The 18,332-nt window shown below is 40.1% G+C and carries 12 protein-coding genes and 1 pseudogene; 4 read left to right on the forward strand and 9 right to left on the reverse strand.

Going from position 1 to position 18,332, the window contains the following annotated elements; all coding sequences use genetic code 11:
• Positions 1–75: 75 nt before the first annotated feature.
• From ACYIAR_RS05015 to ACYIAR_RS05025, 3 genes are all read left to right on the forward strand, one after another.
• Positions 76–2,754 (forward strand): calcium-translocating P-type ATPase, PMCA-type, encoded by a 2,679-nt coding sequence (locus ACYIAR_RS05015; RefSeq protein WP_480332509.1) that lies wholly within the window; start codon positions 76–78, stop codon positions 2,752–2,754.
• Between the two features lie 136 nt (positions 2,755–2,890).
• A complete protein-coding gene (locus ACYIAR_RS05020; RefSeq protein WP_480332511.1) occupies positions 2,891–4,012 on the forward strand; it encodes a Card1-like endonuclease domain-containing protein in 1,122 nt (373 codons plus the stop codon).
• Between the two features lie 328 nt (positions 4,013–4,340).
• On the forward strand, positions 4,341–5,768 hold the full coding sequence (locus ACYIAR_RS05025) for an aspartate ammonia-lyase (RefSeq protein WP_480332513.1): 1,428 nt from the start codon (positions 4,341–4,343) through the stop codon (positions 5,766–5,768).
• Positions 5,769–5,896: 128 nt separating this feature from the next.
• On the opposite strand, the gene ACYIAR_RS05030 is transcribed toward ACYIAR_RS05025, so the two are convergent.
• The 5 genes from ACYIAR_RS05030 to ACYIAR_RS05050 all read right to left on the reverse strand — a co-directional run bounded on the left by ACYIAR_RS05030 (position 5,897) and on the right by ACYIAR_RS05050 (position 13,894).
• Positions 5,897–7,348: an ATP-binding cassette domain-containing protein gene (locus tag ACYIAR_RS05030; protein WP_480332515.1), complete on the reverse strand. Its 1,452-nt coding sequence runs from the start codon at positions 7,346–7,348 to the stop codon at positions 5,897–5,899.
• Positions 7,348–8,115: an acetylglutamate kinase gene (gene argB, locus ACYIAR_RS05035; RefSeq protein ID WP_480332517.1), complete on the reverse strand. Its 768-nt coding sequence runs from the start codon at positions 8,113–8,115 to the stop codon at positions 7,348–7,350. The genes ACYIAR_RS05030 and argB overlap by 1 nt, the downstream gene beginning before the upstream one ends.
• A gap of 128 nt (positions 8,116–8,243) precedes the next feature.
• Positions 8,244–9,617: a TolC family protein gene (locus ACYIAR_RS05040; protein ID WP_480332519.1), complete on the reverse strand. Its 1,374-nt coding sequence runs from the start codon at positions 9,615–9,617 to the stop codon at positions 8,244–8,246.
• A gap of 13 nt (positions 9,618–9,630) precedes the next feature.
• Positions 9,631–12,768: an efflux RND transporter permease subunit gene (locus ACYIAR_RS05045; protein ID WP_480332521.1), complete on the reverse strand. Its 3,138-nt coding sequence runs from the start codon at positions 12,766–12,768 to the stop codon at positions 9,631–9,633.
• Between the two features lie 19 nt (positions 12,769–12,787).
• Positions 12,788–13,894, reverse strand: a complete 1,107-nt coding sequence (locus ACYIAR_RS05050; protein ID WP_480332523.1) for an efflux RND transporter periplasmic adaptor subunit — start codon at positions 13,892–13,894, stop codon at positions 12,788–12,790.
• A 200-nt stretch (positions 13,895–14,094) separates the two neighbouring features.
• Between ACYIAR_RS05050 and ACYIAR_RS05055 the strand changes: the two genes are divergently transcribed.
• Positions 14,095–15,000 carry a helix-turn-helix domain-containing protein gene (locus tag ACYIAR_RS05055; protein WP_480332525.1) on the forward strand — a complete coding sequence of 302 codons (906 nt, stop codon included), beginning with the start codon at positions 14,095–14,097 and terminating at the stop codon, positions 14,998–15,000.
• Positions 15,001–15,142: 142 nt separating this feature from the next.
• On the opposite strand, the gene istB is transcribed toward ACYIAR_RS05055, so the two are convergent.
• The 4 genes and pseudogenes from istB to ACYIAR_RS05075 form a co-directional block, all read right to left on the reverse strand.
• The gene (gene istB, locus ACYIAR_RS05060; protein ID WP_480331376.1) at positions 15,143–15,916 is read right to left on the reverse strand and encodes an IS21-like element helper ATPase IstB; all 774 of its coding nucleotides are present in this window, start codon (positions 15,914–15,916) and stop codon (positions 15,143–15,145) included.
• The gene (gene istA, locus ACYIAR_RS05065; protein ID WP_480332527.1) at positions 15,906–17,348 is read right to left on the reverse strand and encodes an IS21 family transposase; all 1,443 of its coding nucleotides are present in this window, start codon (positions 17,346–17,348) and stop codon (positions 15,906–15,908) included. Before istA ends, istB begins: the two co-directional genes overlap by 11 nt.
• On the reverse strand, positions 17,339–17,470 hold the full coding sequence (locus ACYIAR_RS05070; protein WP_480331704.1) for a hypothetical protein: 132 nt from the start codon (positions 17,468–17,470) through the stop codon (positions 17,339–17,341). The genes istA and ACYIAR_RS05070 overlap by 10 nt, the downstream gene beginning before the upstream one ends.
• Before the next feature lie 183 nt (positions 17,471–17,653).
• A pseudogene (locus tag ACYIAR_RS05075) lies at positions 17,654–17,938 on the reverse strand (Arm DNA-binding domain-containing protein); the annotation flags it as partial.
• Positions 17,939–18,332 lie beyond the last annotated feature (394 nt).

Consider the following 18,332-nt stretch of genomic DNA (forward strand, 5'->3'; position numbering starts at 1 on the left):
TTAAACCCACATATTTGCTTATCTCATATATCTTTCCGTAATTTGCGAATCAAACTCAAACTGCAATTAACTAATATGGAAACAAAACAGTTGCATGGGCTAACCCAACAACAAGTAGAAGAAAGCCGTCGTCTGCACGGAGAAAACGTACTAACTCCTCCGGAAAAGACATCTCTTTGGAAACAATTCCTTGAAAAATTCGAAGACCCGATTATCCAGATTCTTCTGGTTGCATGGGTTTTGTCAATGGTAATCGCCGGGGTTCACTGCTGGGGTCCGGAAGCAAAAGGTTTCTCAGCTTTCCTTGAACCGCTGGGAATTCTGTTTGCCATACTTCTTGCCAGCTGCGTAGGCTTTGCTTTTGAGGTAAAGGCAAACAAGGCATTTGAAGTTCTGAACACAGTGAACGATGACATTCTGGTAAAGGTTATCCGTGACGGAAACATCAGCCAGGTGCCACGAAAAGATGTAGTAGTCGGTGATATAGTGGTTCTGGAAACCGGCGAGGAAGTTCCTGCCGACGGTGTTCTGCTGGAAGCTATCTCTCTTCAGATAAACGAATCTACTCTTACCGGTGAGCCTATTATCAGCAAAACAACAAATGAAGCGGAATTCGACAGCGAGGCTACTTATCCTTCAAATGTGGTGATGCGTGGAACAACGGTTGTTGACGGCCACGGTATAATGAAGGTGGAAAAAGTTGGCGACGCCACAGGATACGGAAAGGTTTACGAAGGTTCGCAAATCGACAACAATATCGACACTCCGCTGCAAATTCAGCTCAAAGGTCTTGCCAATGTTATCAGCAAAGCCGGATATACAATCGCTACAGTTACATTCGTTGCCCTGGCAGGAAAGCTTTTCCTTTCGGGACAGGAATACACTGTTATGGAATATATCTCACATTTGCTGAACTATTTCATGGTTGCCGTGACTCTTATCGTTGTTTCGGTGCCTGAAGGTTTGCCGATGAGTGTGACATTGAGCCTTGCCCTTAGCATGAACCGAATGCTCAAGACAAACAACCTTGTCCGCAAGATGCATGCCTGCGAAACTATGGGTGCGACAACTGTTATCTGTACGGATAAGACAGGAACTCTGACTCAAAACCAGATGCAGGTTTTCGAAACCCGTTTCTATAATCTGGAAGGCCAGAAACTTGCCGGTGATGAATTGAGCAATCTGATTAAAGAAGGTATTTCGGTGAACTCAACTGCTCATCTTGATTTCACTGATCCTGCAAAGGTGAAGACTTTGGGAAATCCGACGGAAGCGGCATTGCTTTTGTGGCTTAATTCACAGAACGAGAATTATCTTGAAATAAGAGAATCTGCTCCGATTGTAAGCCAGCTTACATTCTCGACTGAGCGTAAATATATGGCTACAGTTGTAAAATCTCCGCTTTTGAGCAAGAAGGTTCTGTATGTTAAAGGTGCTCCGGAAATTGTTCTGGCAAACAGTAACCGTGTTGCAACAGGCGGCGGATACAAATCTGTTGAAGAATGCAAGGCTGACATTGAAAAGCAATTGCTGGATTATCAGAATCAGGCAAAACGTACACTTGGCTTTGCTTACCAGATTCTTGACGACAACGACAATGATTCGCCTTATGCTGATGGCAAATTGCACAATGTGGATCTTACTTATCTTGGTATCGTTGCTATCTCCGACCCTGTTCGTGCTGATGTTCCTGCCGCAGTGCAAAGCTGTATCAATGCCGGAATCAATGTCAAGATTGTAACCGGTGATACTCCGGGAACTGCAAAAGAAATCGGCCGCCAGATTGGAACATGGACAGATAAAGATACTGACCGCAATATAATAACCGGTCCGGCTTTCGAAGCATTGAGCGACGAAGAAGCTTTGGACAGAGTTCTTGACCTTAAGATTATGTGCCGCGCACGTCCGACAGACAAGCAGCGACTTGTTCAGCTTCTTCAACAGAAAGGTGCGGTTGTGGCTGTTACCGGCGACGGAACAAATGATGCTCCGGCATTGAAGGCTGCTCAGGTTGGTCTTTCTATGGGCGACGGAACTTCTGTGGCTAAAGAGGCAAGTGATATCACTATCATCGACAACTCATTCAGCAGTATAACACGTGCCGTTATGTGGGGACGCTCATTGTATCGCAATATTCAGAAGTTCCTTTTGTTCCAGCTTACTATCAACGTGGCTGCATGTCTGATTGTGCTGCTGGGCTCACTTATCGGAACCGAATCACCGCTTACCATCACACAGATGCTTTGGGTGAACCTTATCATGGATACATTTGCTGCCGGTGCATTAGCTTCATTGCCACCTAACGAAAGAGTGATGAAAGACAAGCCAAGAAAGAGCGGACCGGACGGCGATTTCATTATCTCACGCCCGATGACTTACCGCATTTTCGGTGTCGGTATTGCTTTCGTTGCCGTGTTGATGGGATTGCTGCTTCACTTCCATGCAAGTGAGGGATTGACACCTCGTGACCTTTCGAGGTTCTTCAGCTTCTTTGTTATGTTGCAATTCTGGAATATGTTCAACGCTAAAGCATTTATGGAAGGACGTTCTGCATTTGCTGACCTGAAGGGAAGCAAGAGTTTCTTATTTGTTGCTGCGCTTATCATCGTAGGTCAGATATTGATTGTTACATTCGGAGGTGAAATGTTCAATGTTGTTCCTCTTCCTTTGAAAGATTGGGCAATAATAATTGCTTCTTCATCCGTTGTGCTTTGGATTGGCGAAATTGCAAGACTTTTCCAGAAAGCGAAGTAATCGGTTGACAGAATCATATAGATTATATAGATTAAACTCATAATTATCCTCTTATCCTTTGGTTCATAGAAAGAATCAGGGATAAGAGGATTTCTTTTTTGGAATAAATTGTTTCCTTTGTAAAAAAACAAATATTATGAAACATCAGATAACACTCATCGGCAAAGATATTTCTTCCGTATATCACGGGATAAAGGAATTCGGACCCGACGTAATACATATTATATATACTGAAGAAACCGAAGATTTCGTGGAACAGATGCTTCCGATGCTTCCGAAAAGTATAAGCAGAACGATGCATATTGTAGATCCTTATGATGCTGCCGGAGTTATGGCTGTTTGCCGTGAAATACACCGGAATAATCAGGGCGAATTTGCCTATAATGTTTCAGAAGGCACAAAGGTTATGGCTTTTGCCGCCTATAAGGTTGCCGAAGAGATGAATGCCGACGTGTTTTATCTAACCCAGCAGGGAGAAATAATTCATCTGAAAGATTTCAGCAAATCACTGATACGTTCTTCCCTGACCAATGAAGAGATAATCCGCCTAAGCGGCAACAAAGTTATTGCCTATGACGACGCAAAAACTCTTCTGGAAGAAAACATAACGATGTCCAGACAAATAAAGCTGTTCATCGAAAAATACAAACAGGAACATTCAAGGTTGCAGAAATATTACAGCGTATATTGCAACCGTAAAATCGAACTTCTTCCGGCAAGTTATGAATTTTCCGACAAACTTTCGTTCAAACACAGCAATGGGAGATTGCAAATTATGCGAGGGAGGAAAACTCTCCTTAAGCTGAACGGGAAAGACGGATGTTTCCTTTATTTTGAAGGCAGATGGTGGGAAACTTTGGTTGCCGAGCAAACAAGTATTTGGAGCAGTAAACAGCCAAATCCTCCCCAGACATGGCAGAGTGTTGTTTTCCAGCTTACGGAAAATGGTGAGAAAGGTATAAAAAACGAGGTTGACGTTTTGCTGAACAGTAATCAGGAGCTTATTTTTATCGAATGTAAGTCGGGAAACGTAACACAAAACGATATTTACAAAATTGATGCCGTAAGGGAAACATACGGAGGTGATATTTCGCACGCCGTTCTGGCAAGTTATTATCCTCTGGACAATGATATTATCGAGAAATGTGAGGATTTGCAAATCAACATATTTGCTCCACGACGATTTGCAGACAGAATAGATTTTATATACACTTTGCCTCAGTGGCTGGATAAGATGAATGAGCAGTTGGTTCTGTAATTATATATACGGTAAGCTCTGAAGGGGCGGAACTGAGGGAAGTTATGCCCTTCCAGGGCGTATATATGTGAGGGAAATACCTGAAACGTAGGCGTTGCCCTACGCTGTAAAGTTTAAGGCTTTCAGCCAATATTCAGATAGAAATATTGTTTTCTCTGCTCCAAAGGATATCATATTTACATATACAATTTGTAAGCAAAATCCACTACATATACCCTATTCCACTATATAAAACAATAAAAATACTATTTAACACAATAATATTTGCTTACATAATGTTAGTTTATATCTTTGCGATATAATAATGACAACTAAATATTAATGCCTTATGGAAAATATCAAAAATACAAGAACAGAACATGATTTGCTGGGAACAAGAGAACTTCCGGCAGACGCACTATATGGAATACAGACACTGAGAGGTATTGAAAATTTCTCAATAAGTAAGTTCAAATTGCAGGATTATCCTCTTTTCATTCACGGACTGGCATATACAAAACTAGCTGCTGCAAAAGCTAACAACGCTTTAGGTTTGGTTAGCGACGAACAACTGAAAGCCATCGAAGCTGCATGTAAAGATATTCTCGACGGGAAATATCACGACCAGTTCCAGGTGGATATGATTCAGGGTGGAGCCGGAACAAGCACCAATATGAATGCCAACGAAGTAATTGCCAACATAGCATTATTGCATCTTGGAAAGAAAGCCGGAGAATATGAATTCTGCTCACCTCACGACACAATAAACCGCTCGCAGTCAACCAACGATGCTTATCCAACAGCTATCCACATGGGACTTTACGCAAGCCATCTTAAATTCTTACCGCATCTTGAAGCTCTGATTGAAGCTTTACAGAAAAAAGGTGATGAATTTGCTCACATTATAAAGATGGGACGCACTCAGCTGGAAGATGCAGTGCCGATGACACTCGGACAAACTTTCTACGGTTTTGCAAGTATCCTGAGAAATGAAATAAAACATCTTAACGAAGCTGCGGCAGATTTCCTTGTTGTGAACATGGGTTCAACAGCCATTGGTACAGGAATATGTTCCGAACCGGGTTATGCAGAAAAGACTATCGAAGCATTGAAGGAAATAACAGGTTGGGAAGTAAGTCTTGCCGATGATTGGGTTGGCGCGACTTCCGACACTTCATGTATGGTGGGTTATATGTCTGCACTGAAAAGAGTAGCTGTTAAAATCAATAAGATATGTAATGACTTGAGATTGCTTGCCAGCGGTCCGCGTTGCGGATTCGGAGAGATAAATCTTCCTGCACGCCAGCCGGGTTCATCAATCATGCCGGGAAAAGTTAATCCGGTAATTCCTGAAGTTATGAGCCAGATTGCTTTCAAAGTTATGGGAAATGAACTTTGTGTAACTATGGCAGGTGAAGCATCACAAATGGAGCTCAACGCAATGGAGCCGGTAATGGCACAATGCTGTTTTGAATCTATTGATTTGTTGATAAACGGTTTTGACACTTTGCGTACATTGTGTATCGACGGAATCACTGCAAATGAAGAGGCTTGCCGCAATGAAGTTAAGCGCAGTATAGGTGTTGTAACAGCTCTGAATCCGTATATTGGTTATGATCACTCAACTTATATTGCAAAGAAAGCAATGGAAACAGGACGAAGCGTTTACGACCTTGTTCTTGAAGAAGGAATTCTTACTCAGGAAGATTTGGATACAATCCTTGATCCGAAGAATATGATTAAGCCGGTGAAGCTGGATATAAAGGCTAGAAAATAAAAGGTAAGATTTGATAATAACAAAGAGGCACAAAGAACACAGAGATAATCGTTCATAGAATGCAAACTCTGCGCACTTTGTGCCTCATTTATTTATAAAGAAATATAACTTATATTACAACCATGCTGTCATAAAGAAGGAATCTTCTCCAGCCTGAAATGCCTGTCCACACATTCAGGAAGTTCATTAGGATAATGCGTAACATATATCAATGTCTTTCCCGGACGGGAGCAGAAACTTTCTATCACCGAAGCTGCCAGTTTCTTATTGCTTATGTCCAGACCATGAAGAGGTTCGTCCAATATGATAAGGTCCGGGTCTTTAACGAAGGCTCTGGCAAGAAGAGCCAAACGCTGCTCACCGGACGAAAGAGTCATAAACGAACGGTCTTTCAGATTATCAATACCAAAAATCTTCATCCACTTCAACGCGCCTTCCTCCTGCTCCGCATTGCATTTGCGGAAAAGACCGACTGAATCAAAATATCCCGAACCTACAATCTGAATCGCAGGCACATTCTCCATATAATAAAGATGCATTTCGGGAGAAACATATCCTATACGTTTCTTTATTTCCCAAATGCTTTCACCGCTTCCGCGTTTTCTGTCGAACAAATATAATGTATTGGCATACGACTGAGGATTGTCGGCATAAACAAGACTGAGAAGAGTTGACTTTCCTGCGCCATTAGGACCGGAAAGCGACCATTTCTCTCCGCACTTGACTTCCCAATCCAAATCTTTCAGAATTGTTCTGGAGCCATATTTTATGCACACTTTCTCCATTCGGAAGGCAACGTCATATGCTGAAGTTTCTTTTTCCTTGACTGCCGGCAAATCAATTGCTCCGGAAACTCTGTCCGGGAACAGTCCTTCCAAAAGCTCTTTATTCTCAAGGAACTCTTCCCGTTTCATCGGACTCAGACATTTACGGTTGAGAACGGGGAGAACATCAGTTATCATATCCGGCAAATCAGCTGGATTTGACAAGAGCAATATTACTTGCGTGCCGTGCAATTCAGTCATTTTCTCCAGCATATCCACAAGCAAATCTCTCGAAGGTGCGTCCAATCCAATAAATGGATTGTCCAGGATAAGTATTTCGGGACGGGAAAGAAGAGTTCGCACCACAAGGAATTTTCTCAGCTCGCCACTTGACAGGAATATCAGTTTCTTAGGCAACAAATCAGATATTCCGAACAGCGACAGCAATTCATTCAGGTTCTCCGTGTCCTTATATTCAGACAGAACTTCCGACACTGTCGGCATATCTTCTGTTTCCGTTGAATGCCATCTTTGCTGATAATAACTGTTACGGCAATCAGCCAAGGAATAGATATCCTTGAAAGCAATACTTTTCACTACTTCACTGACGGGTTTTCCAGACACAAAAATATGCTCCCCGGAACGGAAAGCATATTTTTTCTGAAGAACTCCGGCAAGCAATGTTTTTCCGGCTCCGTTCGGTCCGACAACAGCCCATTGCTCGCCCTCGCAAATTGTCCAGTCTATCGGCTCGGCAAACTGCAGTTCCGGCAATCGAAGGACAATATCCTTCAATCTGATTATTTCTTTTTTCATCAATAAACCTTTGTTCCGCTGTTTTTATGTATTTCAGAAGCCTGAGTAATTATGACTTCCTTTACTCCCGCATCAATAGCCTGATATGCATTCTCTAGTTTAGGAATCATACCGCCCTGGATAATTCCGGCTTCGACATATTCCTTGAAAGCTTCACGGTTAATTTCAGGAATAACGCTGTCGTCGTCGTTTTCATCACGCAAAACGCCTTTCTTTTCGAAACAGAACATCAATGTCACGTCGAAATATTTTGCAAGAGCTTTTGCTGCTTCTCCGGCAATAGTGTCGGCATTTGTGTTGAGCATATGTCCTTGCTTGTCGTGAGTAAGCGGAGCAAGCACCGGAACAATGCCTTGACGAATCAGGGCAGAAAGCAAATCTGCATTCACTTCTTTTACATCACCAACGAAACCATAGTCAACGTCTTTCACCGGACGTTTGTCCGAACGCATGATGTTCATATCAGCACCGGTCAGACCAAGAGCATTAATGCCTAGAGACTGCAAACCGGCAACAATATTCTTATTGACCAATCCGCCATAAACCATTGTTACGACGTTAAGCATATCTGCGTCGGTGATTCGTCTGCCATTCACCATCTTGCTTTCAATACCCAATTGCGCAGCTACTTTTGTAGCAGAGCGTCCGCCACCATGCACCAGCACTTTATATCCTTCGATGGAAGAAAAATCACGAAGCAACTGCTGTAATGTTTCCGGTTCTTCAACTATTTTTCCTCCAACTTTTATCAATGTCAATTTTTCCATATTCAAAAACTTCTCTGTTTTAAATCAATAATGCAACATATATCAGGTATATGACAAGATGCAAAAGTATATAAATAATTGAAGTTTCGCAAACAGGACAACACGCAGGATTACACGGCATCAAGGCTTTAATAACCTCCACCGCCCAATGCGTGGTAAAGGCTTATGACACTCTGAATCTCTTCATTGCGGTCTGCAACTAATGTCAGTCGTGAAGACAGTAACGATTGTCTGCAGGTGAGAACTTCAAGATAGTTCACTGTGCCATGCTTCATAAGGAGTTGGGTATCATTCAAAGCCGTAGTAAGATGTTCGACCTGTTCTTTGTCAAGTGTAATTTTGTTGCGTGCGTTCTGCCATTTATATAAGGCATTGTTCACCTCCTCGCCGGCATCAAGCAATGTCTGCTGAAACTGAAGAAGAGCTTCTTCCTGTTGCGCCTTGCTTATTTTCAGGTTTGCTATATTCTGCCCTTTATTGAATAAAGGTTGCACAAGCGAACCTACAGCCTGAAATAACCATACTCCAGGATTTGACACAGCTACGCCAACACTATTAGTCCAACCGGCAGAACCGGAAAGCGTTATACTTGGATAGAAATTTGAACGAGCCAGATTTGTTGAGTAGAAAGATTGTTTGAGCAAAGCCTCTGCCTGCAAGACATCAGGTCTGCGAGCCAGAAGTTCCAATGGAACACCAACTGATAATTGTTGTGGGAATGTCTGGTTTTCAAGTGTTCCCCGTTCCACATATCCGGGTTGCATAAATAACAGTGAGCAAAGAGAGTTTTCCATTTCTATTGTTTGCTGTTTCAATGCAATCAATGACACTTCGGCACTTATGCGGGAAGCCTCAGCCTGGCTAACTGCCGCCCTGTCTGCCGCACCGGATTTCATCAATGCTTTCAAAGCCCTGATATATTCGTTCCAGCTGTCAACGGTTTCTGTAGTTATAGCTACCTGCTCGTCCAGCATCAACAACGTGTAATAGCTCTCTGCAATGGTTGCTATAAGTTGAGTCTGAACAGCCAATTTATATGCTTCGCTTTCTTCAAGGGCTGCAAGTTCCCTGCGTTTGGCATTAGTAAGTTTACCAAAAAGGTCAATCTCCCAAGAAGCGGAAATTCCAAGATTATAAGTTTTGGATGTGTTTCCACCATCATAACTGCTTATTGCTCCTTCGGGCGCAAGCTGAACAGAAGGCAGATAAGCCAATTTGGCTGAAGTCAATGAGGCTCTCGCCTCATCGACTTTCAGTCTTGCTACATTCAAGTCGGTATTCATTTCAATACCACGCGCAATCAACTTCTGGAGAGATGTATCAGTAAACAACTCAAACCATTTCATATCCGACAATGAAGATAGCGTATCAGTTTCTTCGGTAATTTCTCCATATAAATTTTCTGTTTCTATTTCAGGTCTTTCGTATTTACTGTAAATACCACAACCGGCAAACAGAAATATCAGAGTCATTATACTTATATAATTATATAACCTAGTCATAACATATTAATTATTATACTGTTTTATCTATATCACGTTTAGGCATAACACGTTCTTCCAAATACTGGAATATCGTAAACAATACAGGTACGACAAAAAGCAAAGCCAATGTTCCAATAAACATTCCACCAACTGCACCAACACCAAGCGAACGGTTTCCATTGGCGCCGGCTCCGGTTGCTACAACCAACGGCAATAATCCTATAATCATAGTCAGAGCTGTCATCAAAATAGGACGTAAACGAACTCCGGCTGCGGAAATAGCTGCCTGTGCAATACTCATACCCTGCTTTCGGCGTGTAGCCGCATATTCAGTCAATAAAATTGCAGTCTTGGAAAGCAAACCAATCAACATAATCAGACCAGTTTGCATATATATATTATTTTCCAAACCAAAACATTTGGCAAACAGGAAACTGCCCAACAATCCGAACGGAACGGAAAGGATAACTGCCAGCGGGACAAACAAACTTTCGTAAAGTGCGCAAAGTATCAGATAAACAAAAGCTATACATATTATAAAGATTATAACAGTGTTGCTGGAGCTGTTACTTTCCTCTCTTGTTATTCCACTAAACTCATATCCATATCCGACTGGCAATGTTTGTGCGGCAACTTCCTCAATTGCTTTAATTGCTTCACCGGAACTATATCCGTCGGCAGGCATTCCGTTAATTGGAATAGATGTATACATATTGAATCGGGTTAGTGTTTCTGCGCCATATACTTTGGTGAGGGTTATAAATTGACCAATCGGAGCCATTTCACCGGAACTAGTGCGCACAAACATATTATTCAATGACTCTTTATCAATTCTGTAGTCTTTATTTGCCTGAACATAAACACGGTACAATTTAGTGAAACGATTCAGATTGGAAGCATAATTACCTCCGATGAAACCGGAAAGAACATCAAGGACATCTGAAGTTGAAATTCCGGCACGTTTACATTTGGCAGCATCAACTTCCACCTTATACTGCGGGAACTTAGTATCGAATGTTGTATATGCCATAGAAATTTCAGGACGTTTGTTCAATTCTGCGATGAAATTCTGAGTATATTTCTGCAAATCGGAAATATCACCGCCACTACGGTCCTGCACATACATTTCAAAGCCGCTACCCATGCCATAACCCATAATCGTAGGTTGAGCAAAAACGAATATATTCGCAGACTTGATATCTGATGTTTGCGCATATATCTGACTTATCACAGCATTGATTTTATCTTCTTCATTTTCTCTTTCATCCCAATGTTTCAGTTTGATAATCATCATACCTCCTGATGCAGCCTGACCGCCCATCATGCTATATCCACATACTTTGGAATAAAGATTTATCTGTGGAATCTTTTTTATCCTTTCATCTATATTCTCCATTGTACGTTTTGTCTGAGCCAAACTGCTTCCCGGAGGAGTTGTTACGTTGACAAATATTGTACCCATATCTTCATCAGGCACAAGTCCGGTCTTTGTGTTACGGACAAAAAACACAAGCAACACACAGACTAAAGCCAAGCCAGTCACAGCTATCCATTTCCTCTTAAGGAAAAAAGAAACTCCATTTTTATATTTTAGAACCAATCTGTTGAATGATGCTTCAAAAGCATAATGGAAGCGGCTGGAAAAACTTAATGCTTTTCCTGATGCATCATCTATATGAGGAGTCATAATCAAGGCACACAATGCCGGACTCAAGGTCAAGGCGTTTACAGCAGAAATACCGACAGCAACTGCCATCGTCAGACCGAACTGAGTATAAAAGACACCACTCGTTCCGCCCATAAATGATGTAGGAATAAATACAGCCATAAATACTAGAGAAGTGGTAATGATTGCCGCAGAAATACCATCCATCGCAGCAATTGTAGCTTTATATGGAGATTCATATCCTTCATCAAATTTCGCCTGAACCGCCTCAACCACAACGATGGCGTCATCGACCACTGTTCCGATAACCAGCACCAAGGCAAACAATGTCAGCAAATTCAAGCTAAATCCGGCAACATACAGAAAGGCGAAAGTTCCCACAAGTGAAACTATAATTGAAACAGATGGAATAATCGTTGAACGAATACTTTGCAAGAAGAAATAAACAACCAGAACGACCAGAATAATAGCTTCAACCAAAGTTTTAACAACCTCATTGACAGAAGCATCAAGGAAGTCTTTTGTACTCATCAAGTCTGTCAGTATCAATCCTTTTGGCAAGTCTTTGGAAACTTCTGCCATAAGTTTGTCTATTTCCTCGATAATTTCATTAGCATTTGAACCTGCTGTCTGTGAAATCATACAAGTAGCACCCGGATGACCAACTATTTCACTACTATAGGCATAACTCTGAGAGCCTAATTCCACTTCTGCAATATCTTTAAGTCTGAGAACTTCTCCAGAAGACATAGCCTTTATGACTATATTCCCAAACTCTTCAGAAGTTTCATATCTTCCTCTATATTTCAATGTATATTGGAATGTATTATCCGAATCTTCACCTAATGTACCAGTTGGAGCCTCAATATTCTGCTCACCCAATACAGAAACGACATCAGCAGGAACAAGTCCGTATTGCGCCATAAGTTTCGGATTAAGCCAGATTCTCATAGCATAATCACCACCCATAACCATCACATTTCCTACTCCGGAAATACGTGACAATCTAGGCTCGACATTAATCTTGAAATAGTTGTTTATAAAATTCTGGTCATAACTGTCATCCTCACTGTATAATGCAAGAATCTTAACCATACTGTTCTGGCGTTTCTCCACAGTCACACCAATCTTTGTAACTTCGGCAGGTAATAAACCTTCTGCTTCACTGATTTTGTTTTTTGTATTGATTGTCGCCATATCAGGATCTGTGCCCTGCTTAAAATAAACCATAATTGAAGCAGAACCAGTGTTTGTAGCAGTTGAAACCATATATGTCATATTTTCAACACCATTAATGGCTTCTTCCAGTGGCGCGATAACACTTTTCTGAACAGTTTCCGCATTTGCACCCGTATATGTTGCCGAAACGGAAATAGTTGGAGGTGCAATATCGGGATATTGTTCCATTGGCAAGTTGTAAAGTCCTATGAATCCAAGCATCAATATAATAATTGATATTACACAAGACAAAATAGGACGATCTATAAATGTTCTTAATTTCATAACAGAATCTCCTTATTCATTATTTATCATTCGGTGAAACAATTTGTGTATTTTCCTGAATTAATCCGGCTCCTTCAGCCACAATAACATCATTTACCGACAAACCATTTTCTACTATATATTCCCGTCCGTTATTCAAAGGAAAAACTGATATTTGAACTGATTCAGCTTTTCCTTCCTCATTCACTTTATATACATATATTTTATCCTGTATCTCAAATGTCGCATCCTGAGGTATGATTATAACATCATCTTTTACATAAGGATAAACCACTGTTCCCGTACTTCCGTTACGCAACATTTTTTCTTTATTCGGGAAAGTTGCTCTGAGAGTTATAGCTCCGGTTTCAGTGTTTGTTGTTCCGCTAATAGCAGTAACTTTTCCTTTATGCATATACATTTCTCCATCGCTTAGCAGCAACTCTACATCAGGCATTTTATCCAAGGCATTGTCTAATGTTCCATATTGGCGAATCAACGAAAGGACCTGATTTTCTGTCATTGAAAAATAAACATAAACTTCCTCATCATCAGACACTGTAAGCAAGGGTGTAGTAATAGAAGAATTGACCAAAGCACCAACACGATACGAAGACATTCCGGCAACACCGTCAACCGGACTCTTTATTACAGTATATGAAAGATTGTTTCTGGCATTTACCTCATCTGCCTTTGCAAGGGATAAAGCAGCTTCGGCTTCCATCAACGAATTCTGCGCAGTTTGTCTGTCAAAATCCGAAACAACTTTTTCTGCAAATAATTCTTCCTTGCTGTTTGCTGTAAGTCTTGCTGTCGCTACTTTTGCCTCTGCGCTTTTCACATTAGCCAAAGCTGTTTGCAATGCTGCCTCATACGGAACTTGGTCTATTACGAACAAAACCTGGCCTTTTGAAACTTTGGCACCTTCTTCAACACATATTTCTGTAATCAGTCCACTTACTTGCGGACGAATTTCAACACTTTGACGTCCATTTATAACTGCAGTATAATTACTGTATAAAGTGCGGCTTTCTTTTTCCACAGTCATTGTTTTATAATTACTAAAACTGTTTTGATTCTCTTGTTTCTTACAAGACAACAATGTTCCTATAAAACAAATGGACATAATAAAAAACAATTTCTTCATTTCTTCTCTATTTTTATAATACTTCTTATATTTTCCCCGCAAAAATATTACAGCATATAAGCATCATAATTGTTCCAATCCGAAAAGAAGTTTGCAAAAACCGATACTTAATCTTTTTTCTGTTTATAAATTCTAAAACATTGAAAATGTCTTTTTGCTATAGATTTATATCCATATTTTTATAGCAAAATGGTAGTTATATGAAAGATATTATATTAAATAATTGGATTAACCCTGAAGCTATATCCAACAGACAAGTATGCATAAAAGCTAATAACTCCAAAATGAGTATTATTGAACTTAATGGGGAAAATGTTTTCTACAAGAACAAGCCTAAAGGTTTTTATGCAATCTCATTACTTATTACCGAGGGAGAAATAAGTTTTGTAATTCAAAACGAAAAAACGACCATAATCGCTCCTGCTTATATTGAATTCGTTTTCATTACAGAAATAAACGAAATAACAACAACTGGTAATTTTAAAGGCACATTAATCTATATTGATGAGTTCTTCTTTAAAATGACAACTGAAAATATACGTTTTACTCTTTCAAAAGTTATATACTACTATTCTAAAAAACCGTTCGTATTGCTGAATCCTGAAGAAGAAAATCTCCTTGTAAAATATATTGACTTCCTATCTGAGTCTATCAATCAAAACAATAACATTTTTTCTCTGGATATTTCCAAAAACATCATTAAAGCTCTTTTGTATGAAGTTTGGAACATTATATTACAATCTTTCGGCAACAATATGAAAAAGAATAATGTCGGACATGCCGATGATGATATTATCGGAAGTTTTATTTATCTGGTAAATACTCATTGTCGGGAACAACATTTGGTGAAATGGTATGCTGAACAACTTATTATATCACCTGATGCTCTTTCCGCAAAACTTAGAAAGATTTATGGAAAAAGTGCAAGCCAGTTAATAAATGAAATACTTATTACAGATGCAAAAATATGTCTTTCTGACAAACAGAACTCTGTTCAAGATGTTGCAGAAATGCTTAATTTTTCCGACCAAGCTTCATTCTGCCGATTCTTTAAAAGATACACCGGATTATCTCCAAGGGAATTTAAGAAAAATGGTAATGTTTAAGAATAAAGAGGGGTGGAAAATATAAAGTCACTTGACCCACTATTATACTCTAAATTGACCCATCAAAAAAATATTAGAATTAAGTAGAGAAAAATGCATTTTAACCCGGGTCAGTTTCAATTATAATTCTTTATAGCAGATACTACTTCTTTTTAGCATTAATCTTTCTTACAGAATCTCCCGTTAGTTCAATTTTGTGTGCCGTATGTACAATTCTGTCCAGGATTGCATCAGCTAAAGTAGGATCTCCAATTGCATCATACCAGCTTTCAACTGGAAGTTGTGATGTTATTATGATTGATTTTATTCCGTGTCTGTCTTCTATTATTTCCATAAGTATTGACCTTTCCCTGGCATCCAGTCCTATAAGAAAGAGATCGTCTAAAATAAGCAGTGAACACTTTTCAATTTTTTTCATCTCAGATTCTATAGTTCCCTTGTTTTTGGCCATTTTAAGCTGTCCCATAAGCTTTGACGCATTGGAGTATAAAGTTCTGACTCCATTTTTGCATGCTTCATATCCTATTGCTGAAGCTATATAGCTTTTACCTGTTCCGGAGCTTCCTGTGATAAAAATATTCTGTCCGTCTCTTATAAAATCAAGAGAAGCAAGTCTCTCGAGCTGGTTCCGGTCAAGGTTCCGTTTTATTGTATAGTCTATTTTTTCCATATATGCCTTATATCTGAAGTTTGCAGATCTTATCAGTCGCTCAATGCTTACATTGCGTCTGTAATCATACTCGCTTTCAAGAAGCCATTTCAGGAACTCATCGTTTGTCATACCATCAGAGGATGTTGTCCTGCAGTCATTCCTGTATGTTTCAAGCATACCGTAAAAACGTAATTTGGAGAGTAACTCCATTATTCTGTCCATATTTTTTCCGACAGTTCTGTTTGTTTTATTATTACTTGTCATTTTTATCCATATTTTTAGAGTTAAAATAATCCTTACCTCTGAGATTTCTGTGTTTAGGGGTAAGTTCAGGAGCAAGCCCCTCCATTTGTATATGATACTTTTCATCTTCCCTGTTTACCAGAAGGCTTTCAAGTTCGTTGAACCCGAACATGCAGGATTCCATTGCTATCTGGCATGCAAGAACCACTCTGTCGTGTCCGAAACATTCCACAAGACATAATATACCATCAGCTGAACGTATAGCCTGAACAGGATATTTTTTGGCAACAGCCACCAACTTTATATACTCTTCCACTACCGGGTCTATTTCACGTGCCTTGCGGTATATATCATCCATTCTGATTCTGTATTCATGTAGTACTCCGGGAAGTTTATGGGAAGGTTTTTCTGAATAAGTGAAAGGTGTATCATCCCTGCGATGTGTCGTTATGTGTCTGAATTTATGATATATCTCCACTGTGTCCCCATCATACAGTAATTCTACAGCATCGCCTATATACTCTTTAGGAACACTGTAATAGTGATTGTTAAGCGATACATAACTGTTTTTCATGACAGTTGCCGTTTTCCGGTTTTTTGATATAAATCTTGTTGCCGGCAATATATGTAGCCTGTCTTTCTCGACCTCGAGGAAACGCTCCCTACGGCTGTAGCTGCGGTTGTACATCTTTCGGCTGTTCAATGCGTCAGTATGTTTCATTATTTCTATGTTCAAGGCTTCAATATCATTGAATTTCAATCCTGTCATCTTTGAATATACCTCCCTGTAAAGCAGTCTTACAGCATTTTCAACCAAAGCCTTGTCTTTGGGTTTGCGCACTCTTGCCGGAAAGACAACACAACCATAATGGTCTGCAAATGCCGCAAAGTCATCATTTATTACAGGCTCTATTCCACCGGGCCTTGTTACGGCAGATTTGAGGTTGTCGGGAACTATGGCATTTGGTACACCTCCAAAATAATGGAAAGCATTTTCACATGCCTGGATAAGATATTCTTTCTTTTGCGATGGTACAGCCTCGTAATAAGTAATCTGACTGCATGGAAGTATCGCAGCAAAGACTTCTACGGGAACCTTATCACCCGTATTCCTGTCTGAAATATAAAGTTTGTCACCGGCAAAATCCACATACATCTGATCACCAGCTATATGATCTATGCGTCCAACCGGTATTTTTACCTCCCTTTCACGTCTGAGATACAGGCAGAATGAACAATAACTGTAACCTTGGGGACGGTTTCTCAGATACTCCTCATACAAGGACCTTCTTGTTGTTCCACGGGATTTAAGTCGTTTAATGTACTCAGGTATATGTTCTTGAAGATACTTATACTCTGCAGATCCTGTTGATTCGTTGTCAGTCTCCGTACCGAAAAGTTCATGCAGATGATGCTCGTCCATTTTCAACAGGCGTTCCAGCTCTATACCCATATCCTCGTATATTCGGATATACCGTTTACTGTATTACGTGAAATCAGAAGAGAAGAACTGATACTACGGATACTCATTCCTGACTGGTAGCACCGCAGTATGTGCTTGATTCTTATTTTCATTCTTTAAAATTTTTATTCGGTTAATGATACCGGGTTAAAATGCTTTTTAAAGTACAAAAACAAGACTGAAATGTGGTAATTCTATAGGGTCAATTTTTATTATAATCTAAGTGGGTCAGTTTCGGTTATAAAGGTGGGTCAGGTGATTTTTATAATAGTGGGTCAAGTGACTTTATATTTTCCAACATCCTCTGCTGTTACATCCTCACGGATTGCAGATTGTTCCGCAAAGATGCCGAGCGCGGCAGCACGTATTTCATCCAGTCTGTTGTTTATGTCTCTTGCCGCAACACTTTTTCCACACGCCCGTCCGGATGACCACAATGACTGTGGCACACGAAACTTGACACTGAATGCTGTTTCAGAGTGCTTGCCGACAATAAGCCGTGCCATCACGGGACAGTTTCCCCTGGCATCCGCCTCGCTCTTTTTAAGGTAGAACGAAACCTTTACATCTGTCTGATTCATAATCTGTTCCATTGTTTGCAAAATTAACAGAGACAGAGTTAATCATCGGCATGTAAAATATCGTCAGACATCGACAAAGCTATCACCATTGACTTCCGGAACCTATATTTTTCATATCTCAAAAAAAATAAGTACCTTCGCTAAGCCAAAATGATGAAACTGCGTTCTTTACGGTCGGAGCAGAAAGGATTTTCAAATAACTCCATACAACTGGAATGGGCAACGGATAGGTAGCAATTTTTTCGCTTAACTATTCAAAAAACGGCTTCAAAGCACACATTTACAAATGCGGAATAATGCTGCGTATCTCCCTGAAAGCCCAATAGTTTACATTATTCTTCCTAAATCCATCCGAAATCGGGCGAGTTTTAGTATATTTGTGTATTCTTTAGAA

The sequence above is a fragment of the Parabacteroides sp. KHUB-01 genome (assembly GCF_056640935.1).

Bases quoted from the DNA above. Each gene is read 5' to 3' on its own strand.
- ACYIAR_RS05030 (WP_480332515.1), bottom strand. From the start codon at position 7,348: ATGAAAAAAGAAATAATCAGATTGAAGGATATTGTCCTTCGATTGCCG.
- ACYIAR_RS05050 (WP_480332523.1), bottom strand. From the start codon at position 13,894: ATGAAGAAATTGTTTTTTATTATGTCCATTTGTTTTATAGGAACATTG.
- ACYIAR_RS05015 (WP_480332509.1), top strand. From the start codon at position 76: ATGGAAACAAAACAGTTGCATGGGCTAACCCAACAACAAGTAGAAGAA.
- istB (WP_480331376.1), bottom strand. From the start codon at position 15,916: ATGACAAGTAATAATAAAACAAACAGAACTGTCGGAAAAAATATGGAC.
- argB (WP_480332517.1), bottom strand. From the start codon at position 8,115: ATGGAAAAATTGACATTGATAAAAGTTGGAGGAAAAATAGTTGAAGAA.
- ACYIAR_RS05070 (WP_480331704.1), bottom strand. From the start codon at position 17,470: ATGAAAATAAGAATCAAGCACATACTGCGGTGCTACCAGTCAGGAATG.
- ACYIAR_RS05020 (WP_480332511.1), top strand. From the start codon at position 2,891: ATGAAACATCAGATAACACTCATCGGCAAAGATATTTCTTCCGTATAT.
- istA (WP_480332527.1), bottom strand. From the start codon at position 17,348: ATGGGTATAGAGCTGGAACGCCTGTTGAAAATGGACGAGCATCATCTG.
- ACYIAR_RS05025 (WP_480332513.1), top strand. From the start codon at position 4,341: ATGGAAAATATCAAAAATACAAGAACAGAACATGATTTGCTGGGAACA.
- ACYIAR_RS05040 (WP_480332519.1), bottom strand. From the start codon at position 9,617: ATGACTAGGTTATATAATTATATAAGTATAATGACTCTGATATTTCTG.
- ACYIAR_RS05045 (WP_480332521.1), bottom strand. From the start codon at position 12,768: ATGAAATTAAGAACATTTATAGATCGTCCTATTTTGTCTTGTGTAATA.
- ACYIAR_RS05055 (WP_480332525.1), top strand. From the start codon at position 14,095: ATGAAAGATATTATATTAAATAATTGGATTAACCCTGAAGCTATATCC.